Source organism: Deferrisoma palaeochoriense (assembly GCF_054656955.1).
The window spans coordinates 1-14,466 of sequence record NZ_BAAHXI010000026.1 but is presented as its reverse complement, the minus strand read 5'-3'; the positions used below and the strand labels follow the sequence as shown (position 1 = coordinate 14,466).

Sequence of the window (14,466 nt, the reverse complement as noted above, 5' to 3'; positions counted from 1 at the left end):
GCCATGGAGTGGTGGACCGAACTGGAGCGCCACGCCCGGCTCCGGCGGCGGCGCAAGCGGATGTGGGCCGCCGCGGCGTTTGCGGTCCTCACCCTGGTGGGGGCGGCCGGGGTGCGTTGGGCGCCCCGGTTCGAGTCCCCGGGGCCGGTCGAGCGGGCCGAGGTGCCGGAGGTGGCCTCGGTGTGCCAGGACGTGCTGTGCCGGATCTCCTGGCCGACCCCCGAGTGGAACGCGGAAGCCGGCGTCTACGAGGAATGGGTGGGGGACCACCGGGTGGTCTACACCCTGGAGCACGAGCTCCAAGAGGAGGCCCTGGGGGTGTTTCGGCGGTACCGCGTGCCCTACGGCGCGTTTGTGGCCGTGGAGCCCGGTACGGGGAGGGTGCTGGCGTTGGCCGAGTACTCCCGGGAGGAGCCCGAACTCCGGGACTTCTGCCGCCGGGCCACGTACCCGGCCGCGAGCCTGATCAAGATCATCACGGCGAGCGCGGCCCTCGAAACCGGCAAGGTGACCCCCGAGACCCGGGTGCGGTTCGAGGGGAACCCGTACCGGCTCTACCCCCGGAAGATCTCGCCCGCGAACCGGTGGCGGGAGAACAACGTCCACACCCTGGCCGAGGCCCTGGCCACCTCGAACAACGTGGTGTTTGGGAAGATCGGGGCCGACGTGGTGGGGAGCGTGCGGCTCGACGAGGCGCTCCACGCCTTCGGGTTCAACCAGGAGATCCCCTTCGAGTTCCCTTTGCAGCCGAGCCGGGCCACGGTGCCGGCCGAACGCTACCCCCTGGCCCGCACGGCGGCCGGGTTCGGGGAGGTGTACGTGAGCCCGGTGCACGCCGCGCTCCTGGCCGCCGCCGTGGGGAACCGGGGCGTCATGATGCGGCCCCACGTGGTGGACCGGATTGAGGACGCGGGGGGCCGGGTGGTCTACCGGGCCGCGCCGGCCCCCTGGCGCCGGGCCGCCCCCGAGGACGTGGCCCGAAAAGTGGCGCGGATGATGGTGCGCACCGTCACCCGGGGCACCTCGGCCAAGGTGTTCTACCGCTATGCCCGGCGGCTCCGGCGGGAGGTGGGGGTAGCCGGGAAGACCGGGAGCCTCACCGGCGACGACCCGCCGGGCAAATACGAGTGGTTCATCGGGTTTGCGCCGGTGGACGACCCCCAGATCGCGGTGGCCAGCCTCGTGGTGAACCAGGAACTCTGGCACATCAAGGGCACCTACGTGGCCCAGGCCGTCATGAAAGAGTTTTTCGGGATGTGACCATGGAGAGGGAGGACGTTCGAGATCTCAAGCCGCTCATCGAGATCCGGGACATGGAGATCGACGACCTGCCGGCCGTGTTTCACCTGGGCGAAAAGGTGTTCACGGCCGAGGTGCCGAACCTCTACCGCACCTGGGACGAATACGAGGTCACGGGGCTGTTCCACACCGAGTCGGATCTGTGCCTGGTGGCGGAGGACCGGCAGACGGGAAACCTCGCCGGGTTCGCCATGGGAACCACGGTGTCGAAGCCCCGGTCGGCCTGGACCTACGGGTACGTGGTCTGGATGGCCGTAGACCCGAGGTACCAGAAACGGCGGGTGGGGGAACGGCTCGTGAACCGGCTCGTGCAGCGCATGGCCGACGAGGGGGTGCGGATCGTGATGGTGGACACCGACGCCGACAACGAGGCGGCCCTGCGGTTTTTCCGGTCGTTGGGGTTCGAGCAGCCCCGGGCCCACGTGTACCTCAGCATGAACCTGGACGAGTTGCGGGAGCGCCGCAGGCGAAGGAGGGACCACCATGAGGCCAGGTGAGGTGGACGAGGCGCGACTCCGGGATCTCTTCTGGTCTTTGGTGGAGGTCTACAGCCCCTCGGGCAAGGAAGAGGGGGTGCTGGCCTACCTGGAGGAGTTCCTCTCGGAGCAAGGATGCCCCTACGGGGTGCAGCCGGTGGACGAGAACCGCTACAACCTGCTCCTGGGAAACCCCGACGCGCCCCTCGTGTTCGTGGGACACGTGGATACGGTGGACGCCTGGGACCTGGAGGACTACGGACCCGCCGAGGGGGACGAGGACTGGATCGTGGGCCTCGGCACCGCCGACATGAAGGGCGGGTGCGCGGCCATCGTGGAAGCGTACCTGGGCCTCCGGGCCGAGGGATTGGGCCGGGCCGTGGGGGTGGCTTTGGTGGTGGGCGAGGAGGAGGACGGCGACGGGGCCGACGCGTTTCTGGCCGAGTTCCGCCCGGGGCGGGCGCTGGTGGCCGAACCCACCGATCTGGTGCTTTGCGTGGGCCACTACGGGTACCTGGAGGTGCAGATCTCGGCCACCGGCCGGCGGGCCCACGCCAGCGTGCCCCAGCGGGGGCAAAACGCGGCCGAACGCCTCCTGGCAGGGCTTTCGGCGCTCACGCGGGCCCCCCTGTTCTCCGAGGCCGCCGGCGAGGGCCCCGTGCTCAACATCCGCCACCTGGAAACCACGAACCCCGGATTCGCCGTGCCCGCCCGGGCCGTGGCCTGGGTGGACGTGCACGTGCCCCCGGACCTCGACCTCGCGGCCGTACGCGAGGCCGTGAGCACCGCGCTGGCCGATGCCGACGGCCTCGAGGTGGAGTTTCAGACCGAGGATCCCGGGTACCGGCTCCCGGAGGACGACCCGCTGGTCGAGGTGTTCCGCCGGGTGGGCCGGGGCGGCGTAGGGGCGTTTCGGAGCCACAGCGATGCGAACCGGTTCCACCGCAGCGGGGTGCCTGCGTTCGTCCTCGGGCCGGGCCGCCTGGAATTCGCCCACGCGGAAGACGAGCGGATCCGGTGGGGGCAGGTGGTCGAGGCGGCGGCGCTCTACCGCGTGCTCGGCCGGGAATACCTGGCCGCTTGCGGGCCCCGGCCGGCCTGATAGGCTGGTCGTAACCCCAGTGGAGCGGCCGCCCGCGCCGCCCGGAAAGGATCTGTGATGACGGAGGAAGTCCTGCTCTACGACGTGGAGGTGGCCGCACGGGAGGTGGCCGAGCGCACCGGCCTCGAGGTGGAGGCGGTGGAGGAGATCCTGGAGGCCGATTTCCTGTTCCACTGCGCCCTGGGGGTCTACGAGATCCCCGACGATGAGGAGGGACAGGAGTTTATGGCCGAGGTCATGAAGCTCCAGAAGGCCAACGCCGATCTCCTGCCTCCGGCCGGGACCGACCTGGACGAGATCGAGGACCTCGAAGACCGGCTCATCACCTTCGTGGCCCGGCTCACGGGCGCCGAGCCGGCCACCATCGAGGAGGTGCTCGACGAGCACATCCTCTACCTGGAGGAGAAGGGCTTCATCGAGCCCGAGGACGAGGACTGATCCGGGCCGGGCCGGCGCCTACCGGCCCGACCCGCAGGCGGCCCGGGGCCCTTCGGCGTGGCCGATCCGGAGTCGCCCCAGGGCCCCGTCGTCCAGGGGACCCCGTACCGGCAGAGGCGGCGCCTCGTCGCCGGCGCCCCGGACCTCGACCCGGATCTCGCCCCGGGGTTGATGGGCGTACCGGAGGAGCATGCGTCCCACGAGGGCGAGGTCCTCCGCGCCGGCTGGCTCCCGCAGCAGGGCGGTGGGGCCCTTAAAATCCGCGCCCCGCACCAGCGTCGAGCCCGCGTCGGCCGACCGTTCCAACGCCTCGTTCTCGCCTTGGTTCCTCCCCAGCACCACCTTGAGCCCCGGCCGCAGTCGGAAGTGCCGGCCCACCCGCAGGAGCCGCACGTCCTTGAGGTCGTAGCCCGGCTTGTGCTCGAAGAGATCCTTGAGTTTGGCGGCGAAGTCCGGGTCGGTCAGCAGGCACCCCCCGGCCGGGCAGGGGTAGTCGGTGACGCCCAGGTCCTCGGCCAGCCGGATCTGCTCCTTGCGGGAGCGACCCCGGATCGCCAGCAGCTTCTCCCGGTCGACCCAACCCTCCCGTTCGGGAATCGTCGGCTCGAAGTGGTGGGCGGAGAGAGGTCGGAGCACGAGCCCCTCGGTGCCGCTCTCCCGCTCGATCAGCTTGAGCACGGGTCGGCGCTGGCTCATAGGCCTCTGCCCCAGCACCTCGCCCGTGACCAGGAACTTCGCCCCCTCCTCCTCCATGAGGGCCTTGGCCTCCCGGTGCATGAAGATCCGGCAGTCGATGCAGGGGTTGAGCCCCCGGCCGTAGCCGTGTTTGGGGTTTTCCACGATCTTGAGGTACTCCATGCCCTTGTACCGCACCCGGATCGGGATGCCGAACTCCCGGGCCACCCGCACGGCCTCGTGCTTGCACGAGCTCGACTTGGCTGTGCAGTTGCAAAAGGGGGTCATGAAGTTGAGGGCCACGACCTCGATGCCCTGGTCGAGCATGAGCTTCACCGCGAGCGTCGAGTCGAGCCCCCCCGAAAGGAGCGCGATCGCCTTCACCGCCATGGGGTCCTCTCTGATTCTTGATTTTTTAGATCCGGCAAAGTGTAGGCGAAGACGAGCTGCCATGTAAAGAAATGGCGCGGCGAAAGGGCCGTCTTTCCCCGTGGCGTCATGGGAACGAGAGGGGGGGCGGGCGCTCGCGTCGAGCGGACGACCGAACCCCGGGCGGGGCCGGTGTCCGGACCGTTTCCCGTTCTACGGTCCCACCGCCACCTCCACCGGACCGGCCGGGCACCCGGCCCAGTCCCCGGTGAGGGTGAGGACCCCGGGGGTCGACGGGGTGACGGTGTTCCTGGTGACGTCGGCTGCCCCGGCCGGGGAAGCGGTCCAGGCGAACCGGTCGGACCAGTCCTCGCCGCCCGGCCCCGTGACGGAGAGGGTAAGGGGGACCCCGACCCGGGCGGGGAGGGGGGAGGCGGTCGCGGTCACGCCGGGGCACCGGGGGGCGAGGTCCACCGGGCCCACGGGGCAGGCTCCCCCGGCCATCTCGGCCGACACGGTCCGGGTGCCGGGACCGGTGAGGTCGAGGGCCCGTCCGGCCAGGGGAACCCCATCCACGGCAAACCCGTACCGGGCGGTCAGGTCGTCGGGCCCGTCCAGGACGAAGAGTCGTACCCGGTCGCCCACCGCCGGGTCGGGCGGGTCGAAGGCGATCCGGGCCGCCGGACAGTTCACGGCCAGATCCAGCCCGGCCACGCAGCCGTTCGTGTCCTCGGCCTCGATCCGGCCGGGGCCGGGGCCCCGGGCCTCGATCTCCACCGTGGGCCCCAGGTCGGCCACGATGGCGACCACGGGGGGGTTGTCGGCCGTCCAGGTGATGCCCCCGACCACGCCCGAGGCCGTCACCGTGGCCCGGTCTCCGGGCCGGAGGTCCCGGTCGGGGGCGAGGCTCAGCGCAAGGCCGCAGGTCACCGACACCTCGGCCTCGGCCACGCATCCCGCGGCGTCGATCACCCGAACCGTGGCCGTGCCCTCGGCCCGGGCCTCCACCACCCCCGAGGAATCCACCCGGGCCACGGCCGGGGCCAGGCTCTCCCACACCGGCGTCCCCTCGGCCCCCGACACCGTGAACGCCCCCGTGGTCCCGGGCCGAAGCGCCAGCACGGGGGGATCCACCGCGAGCCGGCAGCACCGGGTGCAGAGCGCAAGCCGGGTGTCGGCCCAGGCCGGGTCGTACCAGAGGGCGGCGCCGCCCGGGTTCTCGACCCCCTTTTCCGCCGTTACCGCCCCGTACCAGCGCCAGGGGCCCTCGAACCGCACGGTCCCCTCGGCGTAGAGGGCGGCCCGGGCGTGGGCGGGGAGAGTGCCCGCGGCGACGGGCCCGGGGCCGGGGGCCGGGCCGAGGGGGAGTTCGCCTCGGGCCGGGGGGGCCGCGGCCTCGTCGTAGCGTGCGTCCTCGGTGCCGGGGGCGTCGGCCGCCAGGGCCTGGGTTCCTCCCGGGGCCCCGAACACCACGTTTCCGGCCACCACCAGAAGCCCCTCGGTGTAGTAGTCGCCGGTCACCCGGTAGGTGGGAAGGTCGGCCGGGGAGGCCGCATCGAGGAGAGCGTTGGATCGCAGACCCGCCGGCGCGTCCACGAAGAGGAACCGGCCGTCGTGGAGGGCCGTGCCCGTGCCCGGGCCGGGCAGCGCGGTGATCTCCTGGAAGGTCGCCTCCACCCCGGTGCGGGGGTTCCGGAGCCGCCCGCCCCCCGTGGGCTCCCAGTACACCCCCCGGGCTCGGGCGAGGAGCCGGAGTCGGTCGGCGTCGAGGCGGGTGCCCAGGCCGGCCGCGGCCGGGACCCGCTGGAAGTAGTTGGGGTGGCCGGCGCTCACCCCGGCCCCCGCTCCGCCCGGGGTGAACGGCTGATCCATCTCCCCACCGGCGGCCAGGGGCGTGCCCCCGACGAAAACGGTCCCCCCGACGTAAGCGTTGAAAAACCGGTCGCTCCGGTCGGTGCCGAGGAGCGGCACCCCGGGTTCCTTGGCCAGAAGCGCCGGCGGGTCGGGGAGCCGGAGGTCCCCGACCACCAGGGCGTCGCCGCCGTGGGTCACCAGTTCACCGTCCCAGTCGGCGAAGCTCGCGGCGGGAAAGGGCAGGCAGACGGGCAGGGGCGGCACCAGCAGGGCCTCGGCCACGCAGTTTCGGTCGGCCGGATCGTCGGGGTCGTGGTAGGTGGCCCGGAGGGTCACCACCCGGTCGGCCGGGGCGAAGAGCCGCCCGCTGCCGGGGCGGTCCCCGGGGTCCTGGGTCACCGTGAGGCGCCCCTGGAAATAGGGGCTGTCGGTCGCCGGGGTGCCGTGCACGTCCGACTCGAAGAGGTCGGGTCCCTCCTCGTCGAGCACCGTGCCGTCGGCATCCACCACCTCCACCACGAGCCCGCGGGTGGTGCCGGCCGTACGCACGATGTCGTCGGCCGCGTAGTCCCGGACGTTCTGGTCGCAGTCCTTGACCCGGAAGAACACCTCGCTCCCCTCGGCGGCGCAAAGGGGGGTGTCCTCGGCCCGGGGGTTGGCCGGCGCGGGGGTGGGGTCGTCGGCCACCGGGCTGATCCGGATCTCGGAACAGGTGGTGTCCACCGATACCGCGGCGGAGGCGCAGGCGACGCCCCCCAGGGCCGTGGCGCTCGCCCGGTCGGGCACGTAGGCGGCCACCCGGAACCGGTCGCCGCTCTGGGCCGTGCCCACGTAGAGCGGGAGCCGGGCCTCCAGGCCGGCGCCGGCCGCCGCGAAGGTGACGAGACTGCGGTCCACCGGGCCGTTGCGGTCGAAGCTGGGCCGGCCGAGGCTTCCGGGTTCAGGCTCGATCACGAGCTCCACCGTGGTGCCGGCCGGCACGCACTGGGTCACCACGACCTCGAGGCTCCCTTCGCAGGCCCGGTTCCACGAGGCGGTGGGCACCCCGGCGGCGTCGAGCACCTGGACCCCGCAGCCGGTGCAGGGGTCGAGCCGGACCGGAAGATCCACGGCGGCTCCGGGGTCCCACGAGGGGGTGAGCCGCACCCGGGGGAAGTGGGGAAGCCCCCCGACCGTGCAGGTGGGCGCCCGGTACGCCACCGCGAAGGTGCCGGAGGCGGCGGACGGGTCCGGCAGCACGATGTCCACCGAGTCCGGGGAGAAGGCCGCCCGGTTCCCCGGCGAGGCGATGGCCCCCTGGTCGGGGGCCGGCCCGGGGCCGGTCGCCAACTCGGCCTCCACCCGTTCGCCGGTGCCGGCAAGGGTGTACAGGGGATTCTCGCACCCGTCCTCCACCCCGAAGGTGTCTTCCACGGGTACGGGCGGGTCGGGGCAGTCGGTGAACGCCGCGGTGGCGATGCGGGCCGTGGGACCGGTGAGCCGGCGGGGGTGGAGCACCACCTCCAGGTCCACCCGTCCGGGCAGCGTGGGCGACGAGATCCAGGCCGGGAACCGGTTGGGGTCGACGGGCGACCGCGTCACCGCGTATCTGCGGTGGGGATCGGTGGGCGCCTGGTACCGGATCGTGCCCTCCGGTTCGTCGAGGGTCCGCCGGCTCAGGGTGCCGAACTCGGGATCCGGGCCGATCTCCAGATCCGTCGGGTGGGCGGCCGCATCGGCCGGGGTCACCGGCCGGTCGCAGGCGTCGAGGACCCGGTACCCGGTCTCGGCCATACCGCCGCAGCTTTCCACCTCGAGGAGGGCCTGGTCGAAGGAGATCCTGGCGGGAAGTCCGGGCCCGACGGCGACCCCCACGGAGGTCTGGTCCGGGGCGCAGGACCCGAAGGGGGTGAGGAACGTGGGCGGCTCGGCCGTTCGCGCCGTGACCGTGTACGTTCCCTCGGGAAGCCCGGCGCAGTCGGGGGGCCAGACGATCTGGGTTTCGGCGTAGCCGTCGGCGTCGGTTGCGGCCTCGGCGGCGGCCAGGGTTGCCCCGTGGCCCGGGGGGCCCGCGATCTCAAACCGCACGGTCCGGCCGGTTTCCGCCACGGCGCCCCGGAGCACCCGGAACCGCACCGGCGTGGTCGTGGCCCGCAGATCGGGCGCCCGCAGGCCGGGCAGGGCCGTCGCGGGTACCACCCGGGGGCAGTCCCACAGGTTCCGGGGCGTCACGGCGGTGGTCAGCCGCACCTCCCGGGCGGGCGCCCTGGCGTCGGGGCGCGCCGGCCGCGCCACCGCCCGGATCTCGATCCGGCGCACCAGGGCGTCCAGCGGAACCCCGGCCGCGAGCCGGGGGCTCGTGGAGCGGTCCACCCGGTCGAGCCACTCGTCGTCGCCGTCCCCGTCGAAATCGCCGAGGTACCGGAACAGGGGTTCCCCCAGGTCGGGGTTCGCCAGCAGGAGGGCCACGGCCTGGTCGGCCCCGCCGTTCACCTCCCGCATGAGGGTGTAGAACGGCTCTCCGGTGCGGCGGACCAGCCGGAACCGGTAGGTTTCGGCCGGCGAGGCGGCGTACGCCCCGGCCGGGAAGGTGGCCAGGGGATCCTGGGGCCCGGCCCCTGGCACGGGGGCCCCGGGGGGCTGGGCGTCGTGGTCGCCGGAGAGATCGGCCGTGAAGGTGATCTCGTGTTCGTGGGCCACCAGGAGCCGGGGTTGGCCGGCCCCCACCTCGGCGCCGGCCCCGAGGCTCGCGAGCGCCCGGGCCAGTTCGTCCACGGCCACCCGGGCGTTCTGGCGGGCGTCGGTTACGTCCTCCTGCACCCGAAACGACCGCTCCTGGGCGAGAAACGCCTGGTACAGGAGCGACAGGAACACCCCGGCCACGGCCAGAGCCACGAGGAGTTCCACCAGGGTGAAGGCGCGCCGGCCACCGGCGCCGGTTCCCGGCGCCGGCCTCCGGGAGACCCCGTCAGTCCTCATGCCCCACCTTCCATCCCCCGAGGGTCTGGTCCGGAAGCCCGGCCCGCCGGATCTCCACCTGGGCCAGCCCGCGGCTCGGGCCCACGGCGCCCGTAGACGTCAGCCGGTAGCGCCCGGGCGCGGTCTCCTCCGCCGTCACGCTGGCGCGGCCCGTGCCCCCCGACACGGGAAAGTCCCGGTCCCAGGCGGCCGGTGTCGTCGCGTCGGCGTCCCCGGCCGGGGCCGTTCCGGCGGCCAGGGCCGCCGCCCAGGGAAGGAGCGACATCCGGTAGGGCCCCCCGCCGGGGGCGCGGTCGAGGACGAGGGTGACGGTTCCGGCGAGAAGGGAGTTCTCCGAGTCGGCCACCCGGTACGAGGCCCCGGAGGCGTCCCAGAGGGTCCAGCCGGTCCAGGTTCCGGGCGGGGACACCAGGGCCCAGGCGGGGTCCGACACCTCGACCCGGTTTCCCGCGACCGCGGGGGCCGGGAGTTCCCGCGCCAGGACGAACCGGCCCCCGGTGGGGGGCGTGGCCGAGCCGAGGACGAACCGGGCGGCGTCGCGGGGGCCGCCGCAGTCGGCCACGAGGTAGGCGCCGCCCGCCGCGTCGTAGAGGGTGAACCCGACGTAGGGGCACGACAGGGCGTCCCAGGGGGCGGGCGGGCCGATGGGGGTTACCACGGGCACCTCGACGGATCCCGGGCCGAGGGGGGTCGCGGTCCCCAGCTTCCCCCACCCGCGCGCCGCGTAGTACCGCGCCTCCTCGAGGCCCGCCTCGGCCACGTAGGCGGCGGCGGCCGCGTCGCGGTCTCGGGCGCTGATCTGCACTTCCAGCGTCGTGGACTGGATCGCCGCGGCCCCCAGGAGGCTCAGGATCGCGAGCAGCATCAGGGTGGCGGCCAGGGCGAACCCGGCCCGGGAAGAGGGGCGTGGGGGGAATCGCGGATTGGAGGTGCGTTCGGCCGGTTGCATGGCCTCCCCAGGGGTGCGAGACGGCGGGCCCCGTTCCGTGGGGAGGATTTGGCCGGTCCTGGCGGGTCCGCCGGCGGTCCGGGAACCCTACCACACCGAGACGACGGCGCAAGCCCCGGTGGGAACCCCGGGGGACACGGAGGGGCGGAAGCCCTCCGGGCTCGGCTTGCCCAGGCGAGCAAAACCGGGTAAGGAAGTGCGTGTGCGCCCGGGAGGCGCCCCACCGGAAACCGGTTTCTCGGGGTAGCGCGGGTGGGTTCGGAAGAAGGCCCAAGGGGCGCCGCCCGGCCGCCCCGGGCATGGAGGGACGCAGTGGAGAACCAGGTAGATCTGTTTGCCGACGCCCTCGCGCGCCTGGAACGCGGCGAGGCCGCGTGCCTCGCCACGGTGGTCGCCGCCGCAGACCCCGCCCTGGTGGGCGCGAAGGTTCTGGTGGGGCCGGACGGCCGGGCGCGGGGGACCACCGGCGACCCCACCCTGGACGGCCGGATCCGGGAAGCCGCGGCCGAGTGCCTGGAGGCCGGACGCAGGGGGTGGGCCGAGATGCCCGAGGGGGTGCGGGTGTTCTTCGACGTGCTCCGGCCCGAGGCCTCGGTGCTCCTGTGCGGGGCCGGGCACATCGCCGTGCCGCTGGCCCGGTTCGCCCGGGAGGTGGGGTTCGGGGTCACGGTGCTCGACGACCGGCCGGACTTCGCGAACCCCGAGCGGTTCCCCGGTTGCCGGGTCATCGCCCGGGACTTCCGGGAGGCCCTGGCCGAGATGCCCCTCGGGCCCCACTGGCACGTGGTCGTCATCACCCGGGGCCACGAGCACGACGCCGACTGCCTGGAACTGGTGCTCCGCAAGCCCACGGCCTACGTGGGGCTCATCGGCAGCCGGCGCCGGGTGCGGTTCGTGCTGGACATGTTGGGGCGCCAGGGGATTCCCCGGGAGCGCCTGGAGGACGTGTTCACGCCGATCGGGCTTCCGATCGGCGCCGAAAGCCCCGAGGAGATCGCCCTTTCCATCGCCTCGGAGCTCGTCTGCGTGCGGCGCAAGGGTCCCGGGCAGGCCAGGGCGCTCCGGGGGGCCGTGGGAGGTGGGGCATGACCGACCGGGAGATCCTGGAAACCGCCGTGACGCTGCGGCGTCGGGGGGTGGGGGCGTGCCTGGCGACCATCGTGGGGGCCGCGGGGTCCACGCCCCGGGAGGTGGGGGCCAAGATGATCGTCTGCGCCGACGGCACGACCTACGGCTCGGTGGGGGGCGGGTGCGGGGAGAGCCAGGTCAAGAGCGCCGCCCTCCGGGCGCTCTTGACCACCGGCAAGCCGGAACTCCTGGAGGTGGACCTCACCGACGATATCGGCACCAAGGGGGGCGACGTGTGCGGCGGCCGGATGTGGATCTTCGTGGAGCCCCTGTGACGACGCTGCTCCTGCCCTCGTTTCGGTCGTGCTTTTTCTGCGGCACCGAAAACCCGCGGGGGTGGGGCATCCGGTACCGGGTCGAGCCCTCGACGGGCCGGGTCGAGGGGGCGGTGCGGGCCGACCCGGCCTTCTGCGGGTACCCGGGCGTCGTCCACGGCGGCATCCAGGCGGCGCTCCTCGACGACGTGATGTACTGGGCCGTGGCCTGGCGCGCCGGGACGAGCTCGGTCACGGTGGGGCTTTCCACCCGGTTCCGGGCCGTCGCGCCCACCGGGGCGGAGCTTCGGCTCGAGGCCCGGGTGGTCTCGTCGGACGAACGCGACGTTCGGGCCGCCGGCACCCTGCTCGGCCCCGACGGCAGGGTCCTGTGCGAGGCCGAGGGCACCTACCGCCTCCACGCCCGGGAGGTGTTCGAGCGCGACATGCTCCCGTTTCTGGAGTTCGGGGGGTGCCCTCCCGAGGTGGTGGGGCGGTTTCGTGGGCGGGGATAGGGCGGGAACGGGCCGGCGCTAGCGCTTCGCCGGTCCCTTCCCCCCGGGAAACTCGATCACCTTGGGGCCGGCCGGGGGCGGTTCATCGGGCCGTTCCTCCGACACGGGCTCCTCGGGCTCGTCCCGGAACGCCGCCGGGTCGGGCAGGCGCTCGATCCGGATCGGGGTGCCCCCCATGGTGAACGGTTCGCCGTCGATCTGGGAGGGTTCCAGGATCCAGGTCATCTCCTGGAGGGGCACGGTGAGCACCGTGAATCGGATGCGGCGCCACCCCACCTTCACGTCGGGCAGGATCTCCTCGACCCGCGCGAAGAACGCGGGCTTCTCCTCCACGTGGACCAGGATCACGTCCCCGGGTTGCACGCGGGTGTCCATGGGGGTCCCTCCTCACGAATCCGCCGGGGGAAGGATCGGGATCTTCCCGGCCCGCACCAGGGAGGCGTTCTGGAACTGGGGCCGGTGGGTCACCTCGACGCCCACCCACGGCGGCAACTCGATGTCCTCTTCGGGGTGCTTGAGCTCCACCTCGGCGATCACGAGACCCCGGAACGGGTCGTCGAACACGTCCACCTCCCACACGTGGCCTCCGTGGAGCACCAGGTGCCTCGTTTTCCGGATCACCGCGGTGCCTTCCACCCGCATCTCCAGGAGCGCCTCCGCCGCCTCGGGGGGGATCTGCACGTTCACCTCCCGCCGGGCCGCGAGCCCGGGCCCCTTGACCGTTAGGACGCCCCGGCCGTCCTCGAGCCGCACCCTTACGACGGGTTCGAACCCGAGGTAGGCCTGGGCGATCCGCTTGCCCCGGGGAAGCGGCGGGAGGGCCTCGGGCCGCACCAGGAATTTCCGCTCGTACTCCCAGGTGATCATGGCGCGAGGGCCTCCGACCCCGGGTCGTGGCGGGCCCGAAACGCGGCGGCCCGGCCCGGGGACCGGGTGGCGTAGCAGTACAGGCACCCATGGGGGCAGGTGTCGTAGGCGCCGATGTCCACCGAGGGGGCGCACCGGCACCCGTTTCGCTGCCCGGGATCCCTGCGGCCCGACACGGGGAGGCCCCAGACCCGGTGGATCCAGTTTTCGTCGATACACGCCCCGGCCGGGATGCCCGCGGCCTCCAGCGGCTCGCAGCAACTCTGGAGGGGGAGTCCCTCCCTCCGGGCCTCCTCGGCCAGCGCCGCCGCGAGTTCCCCGACGCCTTCTTCCACGGGCTCCAGGCCGGCCCGGGCGAGCCTCTGTTCGGCCGCCCGGTAGGGGTCGTACCAGCTCACGATGGCGTGGTCCACGTGGGGGGCCAGGCGCGCGGCGAGCCGGCCGAAGTTCTCCCGGTGCCAACGGGGGTCGAGGCCGAGCCCGGGCACCACGAGCACGGGGTCGTACCGCCAGGCCACCCGCCCGGGCCCCACGAGCCGGGCGAGCCGTCCCACGGCCTGGATCGCGTCTTCGGTCGGCGGGGCCGCGGGCTCGAGGGCGCGGGGATACCCGGTCACGGTCACGAGCCAGAGGGTCCGGATCCCGTCTCGCTCCCACCCTGGCAGGTCGTCCAGGAGGGGTCCGGGGTTCCGGGTCCAGAGAACGAGCGCGTCCATCGCGCCCCGGGGCGCCGGCCGAAGGTCCACCTCCCGCACGGCCGAGGGCCGGAAGGGATGGCGCACCCGGGCCCGGCCCTCCCGGATCCGGCGGCGGAGCCACGGGGCGTACGCGGCCGGGAGGTCGGTCCGCCGGCTCGCCGACACGATCACCGCCGCCCCCGGGAAAGCACGATCAGGCCCACCGCGTTCACCACGAAGTGGGCCGTCGTGGGCGCCAGGATCCCCCCCGTGGCGAGGGCCGTCCCGCCCAGGGCGAGGCCCGCCACGAACGCCCACACCCCCCAGGGCCAGAGCCCCTCCCGGGGAACCCAGTGGGCCAGCCCAAAGAGGGCCGACGACCCCCACAGCCCGGCGTAGGGAAGCAGGATCGCACGGAACACGAGCTCCTCGGCGAGCGCGCTCAACACGGCGAGCAAGATGGCGTCCACCGGATGGAGCCCCCGGACGAGGCGGGCGAGGAGCGCCTCGAGCCGCCGGCCCCAGGCCGTGCGCCGCGTGAGCACCTGGCCCACGGCCGTGAGGAGCGCGCCCACCCCGAGCCCCCACCAAAGGCCCGAAACCGGGTCGCGGCCGAGCACCAGGGCGCCGTAGGCGGAATGCCCGTAGCGCACCAGGGGCGTCTCCAGGTGGGGCAGCACCAGGAGCGCCAACGCGGCCGCGCCCGCGTAGGCGAACGCGGCCGGAAGCAGGGGCGATCGGGGGACCGTGGTTTCCACGTTCTCCTCTGGCGACGGGGCGATTCCGGCGGGCACGCCGCCGGCGGACGGGGGCGCGCGAAGGCGCCGGGGGCACGGGCGTTCGTAGGTGGCGACGCCGGAACCGCGAGTGGTTTCCGCCTCGTAGCGCCCGAGCCACAGCGGCGT

At 73.6% G+C, this 14,466-nt stretch carries 14 protein-coding genes; 7 read left to right on the top strand and 7 right to left on the bottom strand.

The window, feature by feature from the left end; genetic code table 11:
- The first annotated feature begins 3 nt into the window (after positions 1-3).
- Genes ACYQ8L_RS08955 through ACYQ8L_RS08940 form a run of 4 tightly spaced genes read left to right on the top strand, consistent with a single transcriptional unit; the run spans position 4 to position 3,315 of the window.
- Positions 4-1,260: a penicillin-binding transpeptidase domain-containing protein gene (locus ACYQ8L_RS08955; RefSeq protein WP_459941446.1), complete on the top strand. Its 1,257-nt coding sequence runs from the start codon at positions 4-6 to the stop codon at positions 1,258-1,260.
- 2 nt (positions 1,261-1,262) lie between these two features.
- On the top strand, positions 1,263-1,796 hold the full coding sequence (locus ACYQ8L_RS08950; protein WP_459941445.1) for a GNAT family N-acetyltransferase: 534 nt from the start codon (positions 1,263-1,265) through the stop codon (positions 1,794-1,796).
- On the top strand, positions 1,783-2,877 hold the full coding sequence (locus tag ACYQ8L_RS08945) for a M20 family metallopeptidase (RefSeq protein WP_459941444.1): 1,095 nt from the start codon (positions 1,783-1,785) through the stop codon (positions 2,875-2,877). Before ACYQ8L_RS08950 ends, ACYQ8L_RS08945 begins: the two co-directional genes overlap by 14 nt.
- Positions 2,878-2,934: 57 nt before the next feature.
- Positions 2,935-3,315: a hypothetical protein gene (locus ACYQ8L_RS08940; protein ID WP_459941443.1), complete on the top strand. Its 381-nt coding sequence runs from the start codon at positions 2,935-2,937 to the stop codon at positions 3,313-3,315.
- Between the two features lie 18 nt (positions 3,316-3,333).
- Here the strand turns inward: ACYQ8L_RS08940 and ACYQ8L_RS08935 are convergent, their stop codons facing one another.
- The 3 genes from ACYQ8L_RS08935 to ACYQ8L_RS08925 form a co-directional block, all read right to left on the bottom strand.
- Complete coding sequence (locus ACYQ8L_RS08935) at positions 3,334-4,380, bottom strand: hypothetical protein (protein WP_459941442.1); 1,047 nt, start codon at positions 4,378-4,380, stop codon at positions 3,334-3,336.
- 192 nt (positions 4,381-4,572) lie between these two features.
- Positions 4,573-9,171, bottom strand: a complete 4,599-nt coding sequence (locus tag ACYQ8L_RS08930) for a prepilin-type N-terminal cleavage/methylation domain-containing protein (protein WP_459941441.1) — start codon at positions 9,169-9,171, stop codon at positions 4,573-4,575.
- Positions 9,161-10,120: a PilX N-terminal domain-containing pilus assembly protein gene (locus ACYQ8L_RS08925; protein ID WP_459941440.1), complete on the bottom strand. Its 960-nt coding sequence runs from the start codon at positions 10,118-10,120 to the stop codon at positions 9,161-9,163. Before ACYQ8L_RS08925 ends, ACYQ8L_RS08930 begins: the two co-directional genes overlap by 11 nt.
- A 312-nt stretch (positions 10,121-10,432) precedes the next feature.
- Between ACYQ8L_RS08925 and ACYQ8L_RS08920 the strand changes: the two genes are divergently transcribed.
- The 3 genes from ACYQ8L_RS08920 to ACYQ8L_RS08910 are packed head-to-tail and all read left to right on the top strand — an operon-like array spanning position 10,433 to position 12,017.
- Positions 10,433-11,209 carry an XdhC family protein gene (locus ACYQ8L_RS08920; RefSeq protein ID WP_459941439.1) on the top strand — a complete coding sequence of 259 codons (777 nt, stop codon included), beginning with the start codon at positions 10,433-10,435 and terminating at the stop codon, positions 11,207-11,209.
- A complete protein-coding gene (locus ACYQ8L_RS08915; RefSeq protein WP_459941438.1) occupies positions 11,206-11,523 on the top strand; it encodes an XdhC family protein in 318 nt (105 codons plus the stop codon). Before ACYQ8L_RS08920 ends, ACYQ8L_RS08915 begins: the two co-directional genes overlap by 4 nt.
- The gene (locus tag ACYQ8L_RS08910) at positions 11,520-12,017 is read left to right on the top strand and encodes a PaaI family thioesterase (protein ID WP_459941437.1); all 498 of its coding nucleotides are present in this window, start codon (positions 11,520-11,522) and stop codon (positions 12,015-12,017) included. The genes ACYQ8L_RS08915 and ACYQ8L_RS08910 overlap by 4 nt, the downstream gene beginning before the upstream one ends.
- An 18-nt stretch (positions 12,018-12,035) precedes the next feature.
- Here ACYQ8L_RS08910 and ACYQ8L_RS08905 read toward each other — a convergent pair whose 3' ends face one another.
- The 4 genes from ACYQ8L_RS08905 to ACYQ8L_RS08890 are packed head-to-tail and all read right to left on the bottom strand — an operon-like array spanning position 12,036 to position 14,319.
- Positions 12,036-12,392 carry a hypothetical protein gene (locus ACYQ8L_RS08905; RefSeq protein WP_459941436.1) on the bottom strand — a complete coding sequence of 119 codons (357 nt, stop codon included), beginning with the start codon at positions 12,390-12,392 and terminating at the stop codon, positions 12,036-12,038.
- Positions 12,393-12,404: 12 nt separating this feature from the next.
- A complete protein-coding gene (locus ACYQ8L_RS08900) occupies positions 12,405-12,884 on the bottom strand; it encodes a CYTH domain-containing protein (RefSeq protein WP_459941435.1) in 480 nt (159 codons plus the stop codon).
- The gene (locus ACYQ8L_RS08895; protein WP_459941434.1) at positions 12,881-13,753 is read right to left on the bottom strand and encodes a DUF1848 domain-containing protein; all 873 of its coding nucleotides are present in this window, start codon (positions 13,751-13,753) and stop codon (positions 12,881-12,883) included. The genes ACYQ8L_RS08900 and ACYQ8L_RS08895 overlap by 4 nt, the downstream gene beginning before the upstream one ends.
- Entirely contained in the window at positions 13,750-14,319 is a 570-nt protein-coding gene (locus ACYQ8L_RS08890; RefSeq protein ID WP_459941433.1) for a CPBP family intramembrane glutamic endopeptidase, read from the bottom strand. The genes ACYQ8L_RS08895 and ACYQ8L_RS08890 overlap by 4 nt, the downstream gene beginning before the upstream one ends.
- Positions 14,320-14,466: the final 147 nt, after the last annotated feature.